The organism is Sneathiella aquimaris, assembly GCF_026409565.1.
Lineage (GTDB): Bacteria > Pseudomonadota > Alphaproteobacteria > Sneathiellales > Sneathiellaceae > Sneathiella > Sneathiella aquimaris.
In genome coordinates, this window is record NZ_CP112881.1 from 3,682,582 (window position 1) to 3,699,850 (window position 17,269).

The following is a 17,269-nucleotide window of genomic DNA, read 5'->3' on the forward strand; positions in this document are numbered from 1 at the left end:
AATAGGTAGATAATAAAATCGAAACAACAGTACCAATTGATGCCGCCATGACCTATCGCCGAAACAATGCCTATCTGGCCAGTTTATCGCTGGATCCACAAAGCGGATCTCCGCTTCATAAGCAGCTTTTTCTCGCCTTGCGTGAAGCCATCCTGGATGGACGGATCAGGGCTGGCATTCGACTGCCCTCCACCCGGTCTTTAGCAAGCGATTTGCAGATTTCCCGGAATACGGTCCTGTCGGCCTTTGATCAGCTTCTTGCAGAAGGATATATCGTCAGCAAGGTGGGGGCCGGGTCTTTCGTATCGGATCAATTGCCTGAGGACTTTTTAAAAAGCCAAAGCCTGAAAACCAAGCCCGGTGAGCCCCTCCGCAAAATAAATGTATCCGCACGGGCCCAGCGCATCGCCGGGGCCCAACTTGAAAAACCTAATCATGGGAAGAGTTTCTCTCCTGGAATGCCTGAGCTACAACAATTTCCCTTTGAAGACTGGGCCCGACTGCTGGGACGGCACTGGCGGCACCCTAAACGGGAATTCCTGGTCGGCAATCCGATTGGCGGCTCTGTCGTTCTTCGAAAAGCCCTAGCGGATCATTTGGGACAGACCCGATCGGTCAAATGTGACGCAGACCAGATCCTTGTTCTTTCAGGATCACAGCAGGCAATCCATCTTGTTATCAAGGCGTTTGCTGATATCAACGATCCCATCTGGATGGAGGAACCAGGATATCCGGGAATACGGGATTCCATTATATCGGCCGGGGCAAAACCCATTTCTGTCCCCGTGGACGAAGAAGGGTTTCAACTGGATCGCGCATTGGAGCTTGCACCGCAAGCCCCGCTTGCCTGCATTTCGCCGTCTCATCAGTACCCGCTAGGGCATACGATGTCATTGGCCCGGCGCATTGATTTACTGGGATGGGCCAAAGAAAATGATCGCTTCATTCTGGAAGACGACTATGACAGCGAATATCGGTATACTGGAAGGCCGTTATCGTCGTTGCAGGGTCTGGATAACGACAACCGGGTTTTATATATTGGAACAATGAGCAAGGTCATGTTCCCCGGCCTGCGCATCGGATATCTGGTGGTTCCGCCCGACCTTGTCGATCTTTTTTTATCGCTTCGTAAGGGCGAGGACGGCCATTCCCCCGCCGTCGCAGAAGCGGCACTTGCAGAATTTATTTCAGAAGGCTACCTCGCCTCCCATATTCGTCGCATGCGCCTGCTTTATCAAAAGCGTCAGCAAACACTGGTAACCCTTCTTCAGAGGGAGGCAGCGCCGTGGCTTACTGTGGTACCACAGGAGTCTGGAATGCATCTCATCGCCCACCTGACGCCGCGAATGTCTGATAAAAATGTGGAACAAAAAACCCGAACTGCGGGAATGTTGCTCCGATCACTATCCAGTTTTTATCAGAAAGAGACAGCCGCAAACGGCCTTATTATCGGGTTTGCCGGAACGGATGAAAAAGAAATGCCACAATTGGTTCATAAGCTTGTTAGAATCCTCCAGGAACTGGATAACCCATAGGAAATAGTCTCTTGATGCTCACCCCCTCCCAGCCGGTTAAGGCGCTTGCCATTTTGGTCCTTGCGGCCAGCTTTTTACTTTTCACCGGTATTGCCGCCCGGGCAGACACAGCCCTTGCCATGCATGGTGCTCCAAAATATGCACAGGATTTTCAGCATTTTGATTATGTTAATCCAAAGGCGCCAAAAGGCGGGACGCTCAACCTTGGTGTGATCGGCAGTTTTAATAGCCTCAATCCCTTTTTGATCAAAGGGGTTCCAGCGAAAGGACTGCGGCTTGTGTATCAATCTTTGCTTAGCCGATCCCGCGATGAGCCTTTCACTTTATATGCCAATCTGGCACGGACATTCGAGATCGCCCCTGACAGACGCTGGATCACCTTCACCATCGACGAACGTGCTCGTTTTTCCAACGGAAAGCCGGTCACCATAGACGATGTATATTTTTCATTTGAAACCCTGCGGACCAAGGGACGGCCTAACCATCGAAACTATTATAATCAGGTGGCAAAGGCTGAAAAACTGAACGGCAACCAAATCCGGTTCACCTTTAAAGGGGAACAAATCTGGGAATTGCCCCTGATCATTGGATTGATGCCGATCGTTTCAGAAGACTTCTTTGACAAAATTCCATTTTCAGAAACCAGCCTTGTTCCGCCGATTGGTTCCGGCCCCTATTTGGTGGAGGCGATTGATCCCGGACGGCAAATCCAATACCGGCGCAATCCTGAATTCTGGGGTGCCGATCTTCCCCATAATCGCGGCCGGTATAACGTTGACCTGATCAGCTATGACTATTTCAGGGATCGGGATATTGCGTTGGAAGCCTTTAAGTCAGGGCAACTGGACGTCTGGTTCGAAACGGATCCCGGTCAATGGAAAGAACTGCAAGAACTGGCAACAGAAAACGCAAACCTGAGCAGCCATATTGTGCCCATGAAGATCCCGGCGCCCATGCTAAGCGTTGCTTTCAACACCCGCAGATCCTTGTTTAGTGATCCAAAAATACGGGAAGCCTTGATCACCGCATTTGATTTTAACTGGATCAATAAATCCCTGTTCCACGGCCTGTATCAGCGGACCAGCAGCTATTTTCAAAGTTCAGAACTCGCGGCAACAGGGTTGCCCAGCCCTCAGGAAATTGCTCTTTTAAAACCTTTTTCCAAAGATCTGGACCCCCGCCTGTTTACGCAGGCCTACCAATTGCCGCAAAGCGATGGAAGTGGGCGGGATCGTACGTTGCTGCGCCTGGCCAAGCAAAAATTCAAAGAAGCCGGTTTTCGGTATAAAGATGGCCTGATGATCAATCCGGATACGAAACAACCTGTAGAAATTGAAATTCTGGTGAAGGCTGCTGAGGAAATTCGGCTTCTATCATCCTACCAGAAATCCTTGAAACGATTGGGAATTGATCTGCGGTTACGCCTCATGGATAGCGCCGGGTACCAAAACAGATTGAACCGGTATGATTACGATATGGTAGTGACAGATTGGGGGCAAAGCCTTTCCCCCGGCAACGAGCAGGAATTTTACTGGAGCAAAAACGCCGCAAAAACAGAAGGGACGAGAAACTATCCGGGCATTGAAAGCGATGCAGTCGACCACCTGATCAACATCATACGGGATGCCCGGGACAGAGAGACCCTGGTTCAGGCAACACGCGCGCTGGATCGGGTACTTTTGTGGGGCCAGTACGGGATACCCCTTTATCATGTCAACGAACAGTGGCTGGTAACATCACCGACTGTGAGGCTGCCCACACAACCTTCCTTTTGGGGCACCCGGCGGGACCTGTGGTGGCAGGCCGCCTATTGACGGCATGCTTGGAAAACGCGATAAAGGAAGCGCTCATTTGATTAATTTTAGTTGGATTTAGTTCATGCTCGCTGTTATTTCACCTGCAAAAAAGATGGACTTTGACCGGTCCAACCTGCCTGATCTTCATACAGAACTTTCCTTGCAGCCGGACACGGCGGAACTTCTGGAAACAGCGCGAAAATTAACAGCCGCCGACCTTCAGTCCCTTATGAAAATCAGCGAAGATCTGGGGGAATTGAATTACCAGCGTTTTCAAGCAATGAAATTCCCGTTCACACCTGACAATGCAAAACAGGCGGCTTTCGCATTTAATGGTGATACCTATGCAGGTTTTGAGGCAGCGACGCTATCCGACGACGATCTGGCCTATGCACAAGACCATGTACGCATTTTATCCGGCCTATATGGGTTGGTGCGCCCGTTAGACCTAATTCAGCCTTATCGGTTGGAGATGGGAACACGATTGCGGAACAGTCGCGGGAACACTCTGTATGAGTTTTGGGGAGATACCCTCACAGATCAGTTGAACGCTGAACTGGAAAAGCAGAAAAACCCTATATTGGTCAATGTGGCATCCAACGAATATTTTAAAGCCGTCAAACCGAAAAACCTTAAATTCCCGGTGATCACACCCGTATTTAAGGAAGTAAAAGGCGATGTGGCTAAAGTCATCGGTTTTCCGGCTAAAAGAGCCCGCGGAATGATGGCCCGCTATATCAGTCAGAATCGGGTCGAGACAGCAGAGGGGCTCAAAGATTTTTCAGAAGCCGGATATGTGTTCCAGCCCGACCTGTCCAGCGAAACTGAATACCAGTTTCATCGTCGCGTCGACTAATCAAACCGCATTTTATCTCTTGTCTGCCAGATATCCGTTGCCCGGGCATCCAGCTCAGTAGGGGACAGATCCGGCAGCGCCATTTTTAACGCAACGGCAAGCGTTCCAATGATCCCAAGTTCAGGGACCGGCAATGAAAGCGATCCGTTCCACATTTTTTTCAACTGCGTCGGTGACAAATCTTCTTCGCGCCATTTATAGGTTGTAACAGTGGTAAGGGCTGGCCAGACAATTTCGTGACTAACCTCCCCCACCAGCATGTCAACACGCGATGGCTTCATCGGGTTGCGCATCACCTCGCCGCCGCCGCCTTTAAAAACCATGGCTTTGGGCTGGCCCAGAAACCGGGCTGTGTCCACATGCATGGCTTTATAGGGGGGATGAAAAACACCCTGCATTTGATACGGCGCATTTGCCGGGTTTAAGTCCCGTCCAAAGGTATTAACAGCCGTTCGAACCCCCAGCAACGGCCGCAACTCAAACAAATCCTGTACAGCGGGGCAGAATTTCTCAAGACCGATATAAACAAGATTATTCGTTTCAAACGCTTTCGCTGCCTTCCCAAAGTCTGAGACCATGGGAACATTCAGCATATCCAAACCGGGCCGGGTGGGGGCTAAACCATCTGAATATCCCTCAATGCCATGCATCAGTATTTTATAGCCCTGATCCGCTAACAGAAGGGCCGCAAGAATAAACCATGGTTGCTGACGGTGTCGGTCCGCATAAGACGGCCAGTCATAATCAACATCAGGCAATAACGACGGCTGCCCGATAAACGCCTCACGGGCGGCAGCTGTCATCCCAGCAAGCTCTTCCCCTGTCTCGCCTTTCCGGCGCAGCAATAAAAGAAAAGCCCCCAGTTGCAGCCGATCAACAGATCCCTGCAAAATCAGGGACATGGCATCTTTTGCTTCATCGAAGCTTAGATTTCGCCACATGTTCGGACCCTTTCCCAGAGCCCGTACATATTGCGCAAATGGATGATCTGTTGTCATAACTGCCTGTACTAATAAGTGATGGGAAATAATTAGAAGAAACAGCCAAGCCGCGCAACCAAGAGATCCGCTATCTGGTTAAAACTGCTCAATAAGTCGCTTTAAATATTCGGTTTCCAGCAGGTTCCTGCGCGGATCAGACAGTCGTTTTTGCAACTCTCTTTGAATAATCTTGGCGCGCATCAGGGCGTTTCCATCGATGTTGGCACGCCCAGAAAGATTCTCCAGGAGTGAATTCCCCGGGTCACCAAAAGGATCGCTTTGACCCGTTGTAGGACCCCGACGCACGAGCTGCCCGCCGCGGCCCTGCTCTTGCATCTGTTGCGCCAATCCTTCGCCGGCTTCCTTCAACATCTGTAACGCATCACTTTGGGATTGCATGGCCCCTTTGCCCGCCCCCTGTTCCAAAGATTGCCTCGCTGAATTCATTGCCCGCTCTGCTTTTCCAAGCGGGGCTGGAATTTCGGCATTAAGCCCTAACTTGCCCATGATATCACCCAGCATCTGACGCAGGGCTTCCTGACTTCGCGCCAATCCGTCATAACTTCTGGGCTCGCCTTGCTGTTGGCCTTTCCCCTGCCCCGGTTTATTTCCTTCTCCCGGTTGAGAGCGAGAAGGCGCCTGTCCTTGCTGCGCGGCATTACCTTCTCTGGACTTTCGAAATGTTTCATCCAGCAATTCCTGCTGCCGTCGCATCATTTCACTCAGCTGGTCAAGCATTTCCTGACCCTGTTTTTGCGCTTCAGAAGCCACGTTTTGTCGGGCCGATTTCAGATTTTCAAACAAATCCTGCAATTCACTCAACAATTCACGCGCCGCATCCCGGGCACCGGAGCGTGCAAATTGATCGACTTTATCCAGCAGCTCTTCAAGATTTTGCTGGCTCATTGTCGGCTCACTCGGATCCTGAGCCATTTGCGGGTCAGATTGATTTTGCTGCGCAAGGGCCTCAAGAAACGCCGCCATGGCTTTCTTCAGGTCTTCCACCAATCGTTTGATTTCATCGTTATCCGCATCGCTGTTCAGGGCTTCCATCAAGGCACGTTCAGCTTCCCGCAGGGCAATTTCGGCTGCGCTCAAATCACCATTTTCAAGACGGAGGGCCGTGTCCCAAAGAATATCAATTACTTCGTCGACTGCACCCTGATCCGCCCCATATGCCAGTGTCCCACGGGCGATCGACAGCAAAAGCATAACGGTTATGTCATTGTTCAGGCTTTCCGGTAACTGGCTTATCGCCGACAGGGCAATCACGACGGTGCGTTTATTACCATCCGGATCCTCAACCAGTTTTTTTCGTTGCTCGATCAATGCCCGGGCGATGGGGTGCGTGAATATTCTCTCCGGCAAAACAAAAGACAGTGTATCGGAAAAGCCGACCTGCCCTGCGGCATCCTCTGCGATTAATTGCAAATCCACTTCCAGTCCAGCCCATGGATGTGCCGTCAGATCATGATAGCTCTTGCCCTCTACTTCTTTGTTGCCAGCAACCAGTGTCAGCTTTAGTGGTACCTTTTTTTCAAATCCCGCCCGGCTTAACTGACCTTCCAGACCCATCAGTCCATAATCGTCAAAAGCAGAATATTGTAACCGGAAAGCAAGTCGCTCTGTGACTTGAGGAAGCGCAAGAATTTTCACCGTTGGTTCTTGGTCATACACAATATCCAGCTGCCATTGGCCCAAGGGCTCCCCGTTTTTTTCAACGGTCAGAAAGTCGCTTTCCGTCAAGGTGGTTTCCAGCGTGAAGTTATTACCTTCAACATTCGTAAAATCCTGCCGCTCCCCTTGATAGCCGACCGATGGTACGCCGTCGCTACCTCCGGACACCCGGGCAATCAACCGACTATTCTCGGGCACGACAATAACCGGGATCTGCGTTCCGATCTCGGTTGTCTTTTGACGTGCCAGCAAAATAGGGGCTTTACCCGTATAATCAGGAGGCGTCACCCACATATCAAGGTCTACAAGATCATTTTCGCTGACAAATTGGGGGGTGAAGGCGCCAATGATGCGTTCTGACTTCTGCGACCCGGCCATAAAAAAGCCCGCGCTCAATATCAGAATTGACGCCACACGGAACGCCATCCGATCCCCCTCGGCGAGCCCGAGCCTTGCAAATCCCGGTTTTAAGGCCTTGCTTAGAACACGCTGGCGCTTGAGATGCGCAAGCCACAAAGCGTTGCTTTTCTTATCCCGAAGCGTGTCCGTTCTTTTTGGTTGTGCCAACGTTCGGAGCGGGCGGTGGCGCACGGCGTTGCGCTCCTCCAGACAGCGTAAAACTTCCTCTTTCGTCGGCCAGTGGAAGTCTCGCCAGATCCGATAGTAGCCGTATATTGCCGCGACCAGAAAACAACCCAGGCCAGCGGCGTGATAAATCCCGGTCACCAGCGTCCAAAGTCCGGCGTAACTGACCCCTAAAAAACAGAGGATCGTGCAGACGAAAAAAAGCGACGCAACCCAAAGCCGCTCCAGCACGAGGTTTAACGTGACCAGAAACAGCTTTCTTTTCAACTGTGTTTCGAACTCGTTGGGCGGCGTCCGCATTCATCCTCTTTTCAAGAGAAGGAGAAGGCAACAGTCTCGTTTATTTCTTCTCCAACCACGGTGGCATCTTATCAAGGTCCAGCAGGGCTTCCAAGGAGGGTCGTTCACGGATCACTGCAAATTGATCACCGCGAACCAGAACCTCTGGTACAAGGGGCCGTGTATTATAGGTCGACGCCATCACCGCGCCGTAGGCACCTGCACTTCTGAAAGCAACCAGATCGTCCGCCTGTACTTCCGGTATATCGCGCTCCCGCGCGAAGGTATCGCCAGTTTCACAAACCGGTCCAACAACATCCGCCGGGCTTATCACGGTCGAGGCATCAGGCTGCTTGATCGTATCAATCTGATGATACCCTTCGTACATTGCAGGACGAATCAAGTCGTTCATGGCGGCATCCAGAATAACAAACTTACGTTCGGCTCCCTGTTTCACATAAATCACCTTAGAAACAAGAATACCCGCATTCCCTACAATTAGGCGTCCAGGCTCAAAGATCAACTGGCAACCCAGATTTCCAATGCTGTTTAGCGCAACCGTAGCGTAGGAACTCGGGCTTGGCGGAATATTGCCGTCATACGGAATACCCAGACCGCCCCCCAGATCAACCCGGGTTATGTCATGCCCTTCGCTCCGCAATTTCTGAACAAGTTCCCGAACCCGGTCAAAAGCATTTCCAAAAGGCTCTAGATCAGTAAGCTGGGATCCAATATGAACATCCACACCTTTAATCTCGATGCCCGGAAGCTTGGCAGCCTGCCCATAAATCCGGGATACATCCTGCCAGGGCACACCAAATTTGTTCTCTGCTTTACCTGTTGAAATCTTGGCATGGGTTTTCGCATCCACATCCGGATTAACCCGAAAAGCAATCTGTGCGGTTTTACCAAGCTCGCTGGCAACTCTGGACAGAACCTGAACCTCCGGCTCGGATTCCACATTAAACTGGTGAATCCCGACTTCCAGAGCCAACGCCATTTCATGGGGCTGTTTTCCAACACCTGAAAAAACGATTTTTGACGCCGGAACACCCGCTTCCAATGCCCGGCGCAATTCGCCTTCGGAAACCACATCCGCACCGGCACCAAGATCAGCCAATGTCTTGATAACAGCCAAATTTGAATTCGCCTTTACCGCAAAGCAAACAAGGTGATTGACCCCATCAAACGCGCCTGAAAATACGTTATAATGGCGTTCCAGTGTCGCTGTGGAATAACAATAGAACGGTGTGCCGACTTTCTCTGCGATTTCTGATACTTTCAGATCTTCAGCATAAAGCTCGCCAGCTCGATATTCGAAATGGTCCATATCTGTCCCTTAACTTTGCGTCAGACGCTTTGAACGATAACCACATCATTCGAAAAAGATGATTGATATTTAGGGGCGCCTTTTTTACCGCAGGCGGACAAGGTCGCAGCCATTATCAACGCGACGGAGATATAAAGAATTCGCTGTTTCATTCAGCTTCTCCCGCCAATTGATTTTTCCATTTTTTGACCTGCTCAATAACATTGGACGGCGCCGTCCCACCATAACTCACCCGGCTGGCAACAGACTTATCAACGCCCAAAACATCAAAGACCCCGTCATTGATGGTCGGCTCGACGGTTTGCATCTGGGCCAGAGATAAATCCTCAAGGCCACAGTTATTGTCTTCGGCAAGTTTAACAAGGGCGCCCGTCACATGATGGGCATTTCTAAACGGCATATCCAGCTTCTGAACCAACCAGTCCGCCAGATCAGTTGCCGTTGTGAATCCCGCGCCCGACGCTGCCGTCATGACATCCCCGTTCACTTTAATGTCGCGGATCATGCCGGACATTGCAGCAATGCAGAGCTGTAGATTATCTGCTGCATCAAAGACGGGCTCTTTGTCTTCCTGCATGTCCTTGCCATAGGTCATCGGCAAACCCTTCATCATCATAAGAAGGGTATGAAAGGCCCCTGAGCTACGGCCTGCTTTACCGCGGATCAATTCGGCAGCATCCGGATTTTTCTTCTGCGGCATAATTGAAGAGCCGGTCGAAAAGCTATCAGAGCATTCAACAAAGCGGAACTGCGCACTGGACCAGATCACAATCTCTTCGGCAAGCCGGGATAAATGCATGGAGCAAATGGAAGCAAAACTTAAAAATTCCAACGCAAAGTCCCGATCGGAGACACCATCCAGCGAGTTGGCTGTCGGCCGATCAAACCCAAGGGCGGCAGCTGTCATGTCCCGGTCAATCGGGAACGAGGTTCCAGCCAGCGCGGCAGAACCCAGCGGGCATTCGTTCAGTCTTTGCCGGGCGTCTTTCAATCGAGATCTGTCGCGGCCAACCATTTCGACATATGCCAGCATATGGTGGCCGAAGGTAACGGGCTGCGCGGCCTGTAGGTGAGTGAAGCCGGGCATGACTGTCGCCGCTTCGGCTTCGGCTTGTGACAACAGGGCTTCCTGCAAGTCTTTCAGTTCGCCGTCCAGAAGGTCCATTGTGTCCCGAACCCAAAGGCGCATATCCGTTGCCACCTGATCGTTTCTGGAACGCGCGGTGTGCAAGCGGCCGGCCGGCTCACCGATAATTTCGCGCAACCGAGCCTCAATATGCATATGAATATCTTCAAGGGCAGGATCAGTTTTAAAATTACCCGCTTCAATCTCACGAAGAATTGTCTGCAATCCGTCCTGTATTTTTTCGCAATCAGCCTTATTTATAATACCTTGTTCGAGTAACATACTCGAATGAGCCATGGATCCGGCGATATCCTGTGCATAAAGGCGGCGATCGAAATCAATGGAGGCATTGATACGTTCCATAATTTCGGCGGGACCTTTGGCAAATCTGCCACCCCAAAGCTCATTGGCGCTCATGTGTCGGGCTCTCTTTTAACTATTGGACCTAATTATAATATGACCACAAGAAAGTTCTTCTCTATTTCCCTTCTCGTGTTGCTTACATTTACAAGCCTTGGGATGGTAACATCAACCGCTTTCTCCCAAAATGTTGAGAGCCTGAAGGTCGGTGAAGTTAAAAACTTTATTATTTCCTCCAAAAACCCTGAAATAAAAGACTTCTCTTTCATTGATGGTGACGGCAAGACCCACCAGCTTTCTGACTATCGCGGCAAAACCCTGTTGCTGAATTTCTGGGCGACATGGTGTGCTCCTTGCCGCAAGGAAATGCCTGCAATCGACCGTCTGCAAGGAGAAATGGGCTCTGATGACTTTACCGTTCTCGCCATTGGTCAAGACCTTCAGGGTATTGAAAAGGTGAAAAAATTCCTCAAAGCGCTGAATATAAAGCATCTGGGCGCATATAACGATAAAACTGTCACCTCCGGCCGCTCCACTGGTGTTTTTGGACTACCTGCAACCCTGATACTGGACAAAAACGGTCGGGAATTTGGTCGATTGATCGGTCCAGCGGAATGGGATTCGGAAGAAGCTAAAAATCTGATCCGCTATGTAATGGAAAATCCCAGTTCGCAATAAGACTTATTTTTTGGTGTCATCGAGATTTTTCAGACCCCTGAAATTTCGGTCATACCGCGTGGCCATTTCCTCGTCACGCCATTCTTTGTGGGTGTTTTTTTCCTTGGAACGCTGAAAAAAGGTCCGAAATATTTTTTCGGCTGCATAGCTGATCAAAAAGAAGAAGACACCCTTTAAAACAGTCAACAGCATAAGGTCGGATGCCAGATCATAATCGTTCGCGTTGACACCTACATAGAAATCGAAACCCAGCAGCACCACCAGCCCGCCAACACCGATCAGCATCACGACAGGCTTGAATTTGCCCACTGACCACGGAATTGCGATCAGGCTCAGGAAAATAGCCGCATTTAAGAGTGAGGACCAGAAAGCAAGCGTTGTTTGAGAGAAATCCACTGCCGTTACCCGTCGATCGATGCTAAGGCAACGTCAACCAGCGGCCGTAAATATTCTTCCGTGGGGTTCACTTTGGCCACAACCCGAATACCCTGCATCACGCCAATAAAAAACGCCGCCAGCGTCGCGGAATCGCGGGAAGTTTTAATTTCGCCTGCCGCCTGTCCGCGCGCGATCAATTGCTCCAGATCTTTTTCAACACTGGAAAAATAATTACGGATGCGGGTCGCACAGTCCTCGTCATGAGAGGATCTTTCAATGGCCGTATTTGTTATAAAGCAGCCGCGCCGATCCTTATCTTCAATATTACGCAGCATAAAAGCCTGCAGGAATTCTGTCAGGATTTGTTTGGCGTTTCCGTCTCGCTGCAGCGCCGAGCTTCGCGTGACCGATGTTTCTGTATACTGATCCAAAGCCGCGAGAAACAAAGAGTGTTTGTCACCAAAAGTATCGTAAAGACTGCCGCGGTTAATCCCCATACAATCCACGAGATCCTGTATTGAAGTCGCTTCATACCCCTGAGACCAGAAAGCGGTCATCGCTTTTTGTAACGCGTCTTCACGGTTAAAACACTTGTTTCTTGCCATCACTATTCCTAATCAAAACCCTCTTGGGCAATCTTTTACTTATACACTCATGCCTCCCCTGACAAGGACTTTAGACCTTCCTTATATGTGGGATATTTAAATGAAATCCCAAGCTCTTCCTTTATTTTTTTGTTCACAATGGTTTTGCTGTCGGAATAAAAACTGCGCGCCATCGCCGACATTTCAGCGGTGTCAAAATCCTGATACGGAGGTGGATCAATCCCTAACAATTCCGCGGCATAAGTAACAACATCCTGCGGCGGAGCGGCCCGTTCGTCGGCAACGTTATAAACGGCTCCCGGATGCGGTTTCTCCATCGACGCAATCAGAATTCTCGCCAGATCATGGACATGGATACGGGAAAAAACATGGCCTTCCTTGACAATTCTATGCGCTTTTCCTGACTTTAAGGAAACCAGCTGGTTGCGACCCGGACCGTAAATGCCCGGCAATCTGAAAATATGAACGGGCAAACCCTGTTCTTGATAAAGACTGGTCCAGGCCCGCTCTGCGTCCAACCGTCGCTGTCCTCGAATTCCAGACGGATTACAAGGCGTCTCTTCAGTCGCTGCGCCGCCGCCCAGATCGCCGTACACGCCCGTCGTCGACAGATACCCCACCCATTTCAGATTGGGCAGGCGACACAGCAATTCACCCATGACCCGATAAACCGGATCACCGCCTTCACCGGGTGGCACGGAGACTAAAATGTGGCTGATATCCTGTGCAATTTTCAGAAAATCCGTGATGGGTGCCTGCCCATCGAACTGCAGAAGTGGCACTCCCTCTTTTTCATTTGGCGGGGCGGTCAATGACCGTTTTGTACCCCGAATACGCCAATCTGGTTGAAGACGGGCTATTTCCCCGGCGGTATAGCCAAAACCGAAACAAAAAAGAGAGGTCACCATAAATCCTAATTACTTGTCTGTGTTTTTATCAGACGTCAAAATGATTGTTGCCGACATGCTATGACGTCTGGAAACAGCAAGTTCCGCGGCACCATTGCCACCCCCTGCGTTGGCTGACGAGGCATCCATTTCCATCCGTGGAGCAGCAGGTCGCGCCATCATTTTCATCATCTGCGGTGGTTGGTAGCCAATATTCTGGAAGTCCACCATCTGAATCCGATAAGAACGATTTGGTATAACTTTGGTCAAACGGTTCGCTTCGTCAACCGCCGCGGCATAAATTTTCGCCCGCAAATCACTTTTAAGCTTTTCAGTCTCTGCAAGGGATGGGGAATAATCGACCTGTCGAACGGTCATTTTGAAACCGGGGCGGCCCGCTGCTTCTGCACGGTCAGCAAGACCCGCAATTGCATTTTCTGCCACTCTCGCCTCAGCTGCAACAGACCAGCGCGTCAGACCGGTTCGATCCTTGTTTTCCCGAGAAGAAGTAATATGCCAGTCCGTTTCGGCAGAAAGCTTTTTCAGCGAACTCATAATCTGTTCTTTGAGTTCAGAAGCCGTTTCTTTCTGTTGCGTGATTTCAAAGCCGACGAATACCCGTGCTGAATTTGTGGTCACCCAACCGTCTTTGGTCACGCTCAAGATAATCTGGTCGCTCAGCGCAGCCTTGCTATCATCCGCCAGTGCAATACTCGTTGGTGCCAGCATCATAACAGCCGCTGTTGCAAGAACGATTTTCTTCATTGGATATCCTTCCATTAAATGTCCTGTCTTCGCATTTAGGAACGAATTGAGACCCTTTTATGGCAATTGCACTCCTGTAAGACAAATGAATTCCCAGACAGAGGGTGAATTCTTTTCTTCCTTCCTATATAGAAATTGATATTCCGGAATTGTCGTCAGGTAGGCCTCTATGAAATCTCGATTTCTTTGTTTCAATCAAAGCGAAGCAATCCAAAAACAGCTCCTCGGTTTGGGGGTTGTTCTGTTTCTGTCAACGACCGGTAGCGTCACTGTCATGGCAAACGACGCAGCAGAATACGAGTCCTGTATCAAGCTTACCAAACGAGAGCCAGAGATGGCGTTTGAATCTGCATTAAGCTGGCGCGACCAAGGGGGTGGCTTTCCAGCCCGTCATTGCGCGGCCCTCGCACTGGTCGGCATGAAAAAGTACCATCTGGCGGCGCCTCGGCTGGAGAAACTCGCTCACGAAATGCAACAGGCAGGCTCTGATTTCGTCATTCCCATCCTTAGTCAGGCTGCCAATGCGTGGCTATTGGCAGAGGATTATCCGCGGGCCAACGCCGTTGCCTCAGCCGCCCTGGAATTGGAACCGGGAAATATTGAACTCTTGATAGATCGAAGCCACATTCTGGCGAAGGCAAAAAACTATCAGGAAGCCTATGACGATTTGGACCTTGCCCTCCGACTTGATCCAACCCGGCCCGACGCTCTGGCGTATCGGGGAGCCACCCTGCGTCAGCTGGGAGACAACAAAAGGGCTCTGGAAGATATCGAACTGGCTCTTTCATTGCAGCCCGACTTGACCGACGCCCTGATTGAACGGGGAATTCTACGTCGGTTGACAGGGGATAACGATGGGGCCCGTCAGGATTGGCTGAAGGTTCTGTCTCTTTCGCCCCATAGTCCTGCAGGAGATACAGCGCGAAAGAATATTGAAAAACTGGATGTTCAGCAATAATCGCGCCTATCGCTCGCGCTCGCGATACCGCCCTTTGATCTTTTCAAGAAGGCGGAGGTTCGCAGGGTCTGCAAAAGCCTTGTTCAGAAACACAACGAAATCTGCACTCCAGCTGAGTTTGGGGTTCACCGCCAAATAGAAAGGCTGGGGATCAACGCACCCCACAATTTGAAGATCGGGATTTTTAACGCTGTTTCTTTTCAGATACCATTGATAAACATTTCGTTCTTCCATCAACAACGCCAATCGCCCGCGCGATAGCATCTCGATCAATCGCCCCGTCCCATTAATATTGTTCACTTTTTGGGTTTTCAATGACCCGGTATCATCGGCGATTAATTCATCGACTGGATGACCATAGGAATACCCCTTGATGACACCCAGCCTTTCTGGCATTGATGCAAGAGATCGAACCCCTTCGTATCGCCACAGCTGGTCTTTTTTCCCATAAAAACAATTTTGATAATATGCCGTTGGCGTATTTGTCAGCAATAAATCAGGGGCCTCCGCAAAAACGGCCGTCAACAATCCGTGGACGTCCTTTCCGGTTGTTGCCAATTGTACGGCACGCGCCCATGGATAGGTCGTTACAGTGACCTCAATGCCCATCGGTTTCAAAATGGCTTCAAGATACTCATGAATAATTCCGGGACGATCCGGATCGTTCTGGCATGAGAACGGACACCAGTCTGCTTTGGCAAGGCTTACATTAGAGGGCATGCTTGCTTGTGCCGACGACAAACCAAACAAAATCAAGAAAACCGCAGCGACAGGATAAAAATATCTCATTTAACGAATATATAGATGAATGCCGCATTCATCACGTAATTTTTTAGTGTTCTAATGCAATGAAACGCCTAAAAATCAGGCACTTCAACCTACAGTAAGCTGCCCACCCTCCGGTGGGACAAGCCTTCGGGCCTCCAGATTCTCCAGCCTGTTAGTTTGTTTTTTGGAATAGTGCCCGGCGATACCCCAAGGCTTCTGCGATGTGATTATGATGAAGGGTTTCCGCCTGTTCCAAATCCGCAAGCGTGCGGGCCACCTTTAACACACGGTGATACCCTCTTGCTGAAAGCTTTAAAACCCCGATGGCTTCTTTGAGCAGTTTCTGCCCTTCTCCGTCGGGAATTGCTATTTTCTCCAGCAGGATCCCTTCGGCCTCCGCATTGGTTCGAACATGGTCCGGAGCACCCAATGATTTAAAGCGGGATTTCTGGATGGCGCGGGCGTCAGAAACCCGTTTCGCTATTATCATTGTTGTCTCCTTTGGCGTGGACAGGGTGAGATCCAACGCAGAGACTGGCGGAACATCCACAAATAAATCGATTCTGTCCAACATCGGTCCAGAAATTTTTGACCGATAATCAACCGCACATTTCGGTGCTCTGGCGCAGGCTTGCTCAGCATCATCCAAGTGACCGCACCGACAGGGGTTCATCGCTGCGACCAGTTGCACTCTTGCAGGATAAGTCACATGGGCATTTGCACGCGCGACAACGGCTTTTCCTGTCTCCAGTGGCTGACGCAGGGACTCCAGAACCTGCCTTCCAAACTCTGGTAGTTCATCCAGAAAAAGGACCCCCAAATGGCATAAGGAAATCTCGCCGGGTTTGGCCTTTCGCCCACCACCAACCATTGCCGCCACAGAAGAAGAATGATGGGGGTCCCGAAATGGACGGTTGCGGGAAAGGGCGCCATTTTTCAGCATTCCTGACAGACTTGAAATCATGCTGACCTCCAAAGCCTCCGAAGCATCAAGCGGGGGTAAAATACCGGGCAAGCGGGCTGCAAGCATTGATTTTCCAGATCCAGGCGGGCCGCTCATTAAAAGATTGTGACCCCCTGCGGCGGCGACTTCCAGTGCCCTTTTTGCCGTCTCCTGACCTTTAATATCCTCCATTTTCAGGAAGTCTGAAGAACTCTCAATCGCTCCCTGCTCCGGCGGCGAGAGAACCTGACTTCCCTTAAAGTGATTTATCAGCGCCAACAGGGTCCCCGGTGCAAGTATTTCAAGATCCCCCGCCCAGGTTGCCTCGCTTCCGCAGGATTGCGGACAAATCAGATCAAGCCCCCTTGATACGGCCTCAACAGCAGCCGGTAGAATACCCGCAACAGGCTGACAACTTCCATCAAGCGACAATTCACCGAGAACAAGGAACCGCTCCAACTCATCTGCCGGTAAAATCCCCATCGCCGTGAGTAAACCAAGCGCAATAGGCAAATCATAATGTGCGCCTTCTTTTGGAAGGTCAGCAGGGGCCAGATTAACCGTAATTCTTTTAGGCGGCAGCCCCACCCCAAGGGATGTCAGGGCCGCCCGCACTCTTTCCCGGCTTTCAGCAACGGATTTATCCGGTAGTCCGACAAGCGTAAAAGCGGGTAGCCCCTGCGCCATCAACACCTGAACGGAAACTGTTTTAACTTCCAGTCCTTGAAACGCGACTGTCGTGATCCGTGCCTGCATTCTTCCC

At 50.6% G+C, this 17,269-nt stretch carries 16 protein-coding genes; 5 read left to right on the forward strand and 11 right to left on the reverse strand.

What is annotated here, in order from left to right; genetic code table 11:
* Positions 1-47 precede the first annotated feature (47 nt).
* The 3 genes from pdxR to yaaA all read left to right on the forward strand — a co-directional run bounded on the left by pdxR (position 48) and on the right by yaaA (position 4,187).
* Positions 48-1,535: a MocR-like pyridoxine biosynthesis transcription factor PdxR gene (pdxR, locus tag OIR97_RS17410; RefSeq protein WP_169543480.1), complete on the forward strand. Its 1,488-nt coding sequence runs from the start codon at positions 48-50 to the stop codon at positions 1,533-1,535.
* A gap of 14 nt (positions 1,536-1,549) precedes the next feature.
* Positions 1,550-3,349 carry an extracellular solute-binding protein gene (locus tag OIR97_RS17415; protein ID WP_169543481.1) on the forward strand — a complete coding sequence of 600 codons (1,800 nt, stop codon included), beginning with the start codon at positions 1,550-1,552 and terminating at the stop codon, positions 3,347-3,349.
* Between the two features lie 64 nt (positions 3,350-3,413).
* Entirely contained in the window at positions 3,414-4,187 is a 774-nt protein-coding gene (yaaA, locus tag OIR97_RS17420) for a peroxide stress protein YaaA (RefSeq protein ID WP_169543482.1), read from the forward strand.
* On the opposite strand, the gene OIR97_RS17425 is transcribed toward yaaA, so the two are convergent.
* From OIR97_RS17425 to argH, 5 genes are all read right to left on the reverse strand, one after another.
* Positions 4,184-5,185 carry a glycosyl transferase family protein gene (locus tag OIR97_RS17425; RefSeq protein ID WP_169543483.1) on the reverse strand — a complete coding sequence of 334 codons (1,002 nt, stop codon included), beginning with the start codon at positions 5,183-5,185 and terminating at the stop codon, positions 4,184-4,186. The genes yaaA and OIR97_RS17425 overlap by 4 nt on opposite strands.
* A gap of 78 nt (positions 5,186-5,263) precedes the next feature.
* Positions 5,264-7,729, reverse strand: coding sequence for a TIGR02302 family protein (locus OIR97_RS17430; RefSeq protein ID WP_169543484.1), 2,466 nt, complete (start codon positions 7,727-7,729; stop codon positions 5,264-5,266).
* A gap of 40 nt (positions 7,730-7,769) precedes the next feature.
* Positions 7,770-9,038 (reverse strand): diaminopimelate decarboxylase, encoded by a 1,269-nt coding sequence (gene lysA / locus OIR97_RS17435; protein ID WP_169543485.1) that lies wholly within the window; start codon positions 9,036-9,038, stop codon positions 7,770-7,772.
* Between the two features lie 20 nt (positions 9,039-9,058).
* On the reverse strand, positions 9,059-9,190 hold the full coding sequence (locus tag OIR97_RS17440) for a lipoprotein (RefSeq protein WP_267177741.1): 132 nt from the start codon (positions 9,188-9,190) through the stop codon (positions 9,059-9,061).
* Positions 9,187-10,581: an argininosuccinate lyase gene (gene argH / locus OIR97_RS17445; protein ID WP_169543486.1), complete on the reverse strand. Its 1,395-nt coding sequence runs from the start codon at positions 10,579-10,581 to the stop codon at positions 9,187-9,189. The genes OIR97_RS17440 and argH overlap by 4 nt, the downstream gene beginning before the upstream one ends.
* Positions 10,582-10,620: 39 nt before the next feature.
* On the opposite strand from argH, the gene OIR97_RS17450 reads away from it, so the two are divergent.
* On the forward strand, positions 10,621-11,202 hold the full coding sequence (locus OIR97_RS17450; protein ID WP_169543487.1) for a TlpA disulfide reductase family protein: 582 nt from the start codon (positions 10,621-10,623) through the stop codon (positions 11,200-11,202).
* 3 nt (positions 11,203-11,205) lie between these two features.
* Here OIR97_RS17450 and OIR97_RS17455 read toward each other — a convergent pair whose 3' ends face one another.
* Genes OIR97_RS17455 through OIR97_RS17470 form a run of 4 tightly spaced genes read right to left on the reverse strand, consistent with a single transcriptional unit; the run spans position 11,206 to position 13,837 of the window.
* Positions 11,206-11,598 (reverse strand): hypothetical protein, encoded by a 393-nt coding sequence (locus tag OIR97_RS17455; RefSeq protein ID WP_169543488.1) that lies wholly within the window; start codon positions 11,596-11,598, stop codon positions 11,206-11,208.
* Between the two features lie 5 nt (positions 11,599-11,603).
* Positions 11,604-12,185 carry a TetR/AcrR family transcriptional regulator gene (locus OIR97_RS17460; RefSeq protein WP_169543489.1) on the reverse strand — a complete coding sequence of 194 codons (582 nt, stop codon included), beginning with the start codon at positions 12,183-12,185 and terminating at the stop codon, positions 11,604-11,606.
* A gap of 47 nt (positions 12,186-12,232) precedes the next feature.
* Positions 12,233-13,093, reverse strand: a complete 861-nt coding sequence (locus OIR97_RS17465) for an SDR family oxidoreductase (RefSeq protein WP_169543490.1) — start codon at positions 13,091-13,093, stop codon at positions 12,233-12,235.
* A 9-nt stretch (positions 13,094-13,102) separates the two neighbouring features.
* Positions 13,103-13,837 carry an SIMPL domain-containing protein gene (locus OIR97_RS17470; RefSeq protein ID WP_169543491.1) on the reverse strand — a complete coding sequence of 245 codons (735 nt, stop codon included), beginning with the start codon at positions 13,835-13,837 and terminating at the stop codon, positions 13,103-13,105.
* Positions 13,838-14,006: 169 nt separating this feature from the next.
* Here OIR97_RS17470 and OIR97_RS17475 point away from each other — a divergent pair, with 169 nt between their 5' ends.
* Positions 14,007-14,795 (forward strand): tetratricopeptide repeat protein, encoded by a 789-nt coding sequence (locus OIR97_RS17475; RefSeq protein ID WP_169543492.1) that lies wholly within the window; start codon positions 14,007-14,009, stop codon positions 14,793-14,795.
* 6 nt (positions 14,796-14,801) lie between these two features.
* Here OIR97_RS17475 and OIR97_RS17480 read toward each other — a convergent pair whose 3' ends face one another.
* Together OIR97_RS17480 and OIR97_RS17485 are read right to left on the reverse strand one after the other, a co-directional pair.
* Positions 14,802-15,515 (reverse strand): substrate-binding periplasmic protein, encoded by a 714-nt coding sequence (locus tag OIR97_RS17480; RefSeq protein WP_169543493.1) that lies wholly within the window; start codon positions 15,513-15,515, stop codon positions 14,802-14,804.
* A gap of 220 nt (positions 15,516-15,735) precedes the next feature.
* The gene (locus OIR97_RS17485) at positions 15,736-17,262 is read right to left on the reverse strand and encodes a YifB family Mg chelatase-like AAA ATPase (protein WP_169543494.1); all 1,527 of its coding nucleotides are present in this window, start codon (positions 17,260-17,262) and stop codon (positions 15,736-15,738) included.
* Positions 17,263-17,269: the final 7 nt, after the last annotated feature.

What these genes read in the sequence shown, in the direction of transcription:
- pdxR (WP_169543480.1), top strand. Translation starts at nt 48, where the DNA reads ATGACCTATCGCCGAAACAATGCCTATCTGGCCAGTTTATCGCTGGAT.
- OIR97_RS17415 (WP_169543481.1), top strand. Translation starts at nt 1,550, where the DNA reads ATGCTCACCCCCTCCCAGCCGGTTAAGGCGCTTGCCATTTTGGTCCTT.
- yaaA (WP_169543482.1), top strand. Translation starts at nt 3,414, where the DNA reads ATGCTCGCTGTTATTTCACCTGCAAAAAAGATGGACTTTGACCGGTCC.
- OIR97_RS17425 (WP_169543483.1), bottom strand. Translation starts at nt 5,185, where the DNA reads ATGACAACAGATCATCCATTTGCGCAATATGTACGGGCTCTGGGAAAG.
- OIR97_RS17430 (WP_169543484.1), bottom strand. Translation starts at nt 7,729, where the DNA reads ATGCGGACGCCGCCCAACGAGTTCGAAACACAGTTGAAAAGAAAGCTG.
- lysA (WP_169543485.1), bottom strand. Translation starts at nt 9,038, where the DNA reads ATGGACCATTTCGAATATCGAGCTGGCGAGCTTTATGCTGAAGATCTG.
- OIR97_RS17440 (WP_267177741.1), bottom strand. Translation starts at nt 9,190, where the DNA reads ATGAAACAGCGAATTCTTTATATCTCCGTCGCGTTGATAATGGCTGCG.
- argH (WP_169543486.1), bottom strand. Translation starts at nt 10,581, where the DNA reads ATGAGCGCCAATGAGCTTTGGGGTGGCAGATTTGCCAAAGGTCCCGCC.
- OIR97_RS17450 (WP_169543487.1), top strand. Translation starts at nt 10,621, where the DNA reads ATGACCACAAGAAAGTTCTTCTCTATTTCCCTTCTCGTGTTGCTTACA.
- OIR97_RS17460 (WP_169543489.1), bottom strand. Translation starts at nt 12,185, where the DNA reads ATGGCAAGAAACAAGTGTTTTAACCGTGAAGACGCGTTACAAAAAGCG.
- OIR97_RS17465 (WP_169543490.1), bottom strand. Translation starts at nt 13,093, where the DNA reads ATGGTGACCTCTCTTTTTTGTTTCGGTTTTGGCTATACCGCCGGGGAA.
- OIR97_RS17470 (WP_169543491.1), bottom strand. Translation starts at nt 13,837, where the DNA reads ATGAAGAAAATCGTTCTTGCAACAGCGGCTGTTATGATGCTGGCACCA.
- OIR97_RS17475 (WP_169543492.1), top strand. Translation starts at nt 14,007, where the DNA reads ATGAAATCTCGATTTCTTTGTTTCAATCAAAGCGAAGCAATCCAAAAA.
- OIR97_RS17480 (WP_169543493.1), bottom strand. Translation starts at nt 15,515, where the DNA reads ATGCCCTCTAATGTAAGCCTTGCCAAAGCAGACTGGTGTCCGTTCTCA.
- OIR97_RS17485 (WP_169543494.1), bottom strand. Translation starts at nt 17,262, where the DNA reads ATGCAGGCACGGATCACGACAGTCGCGTTTCAAGGACTGGAAGTTAAA.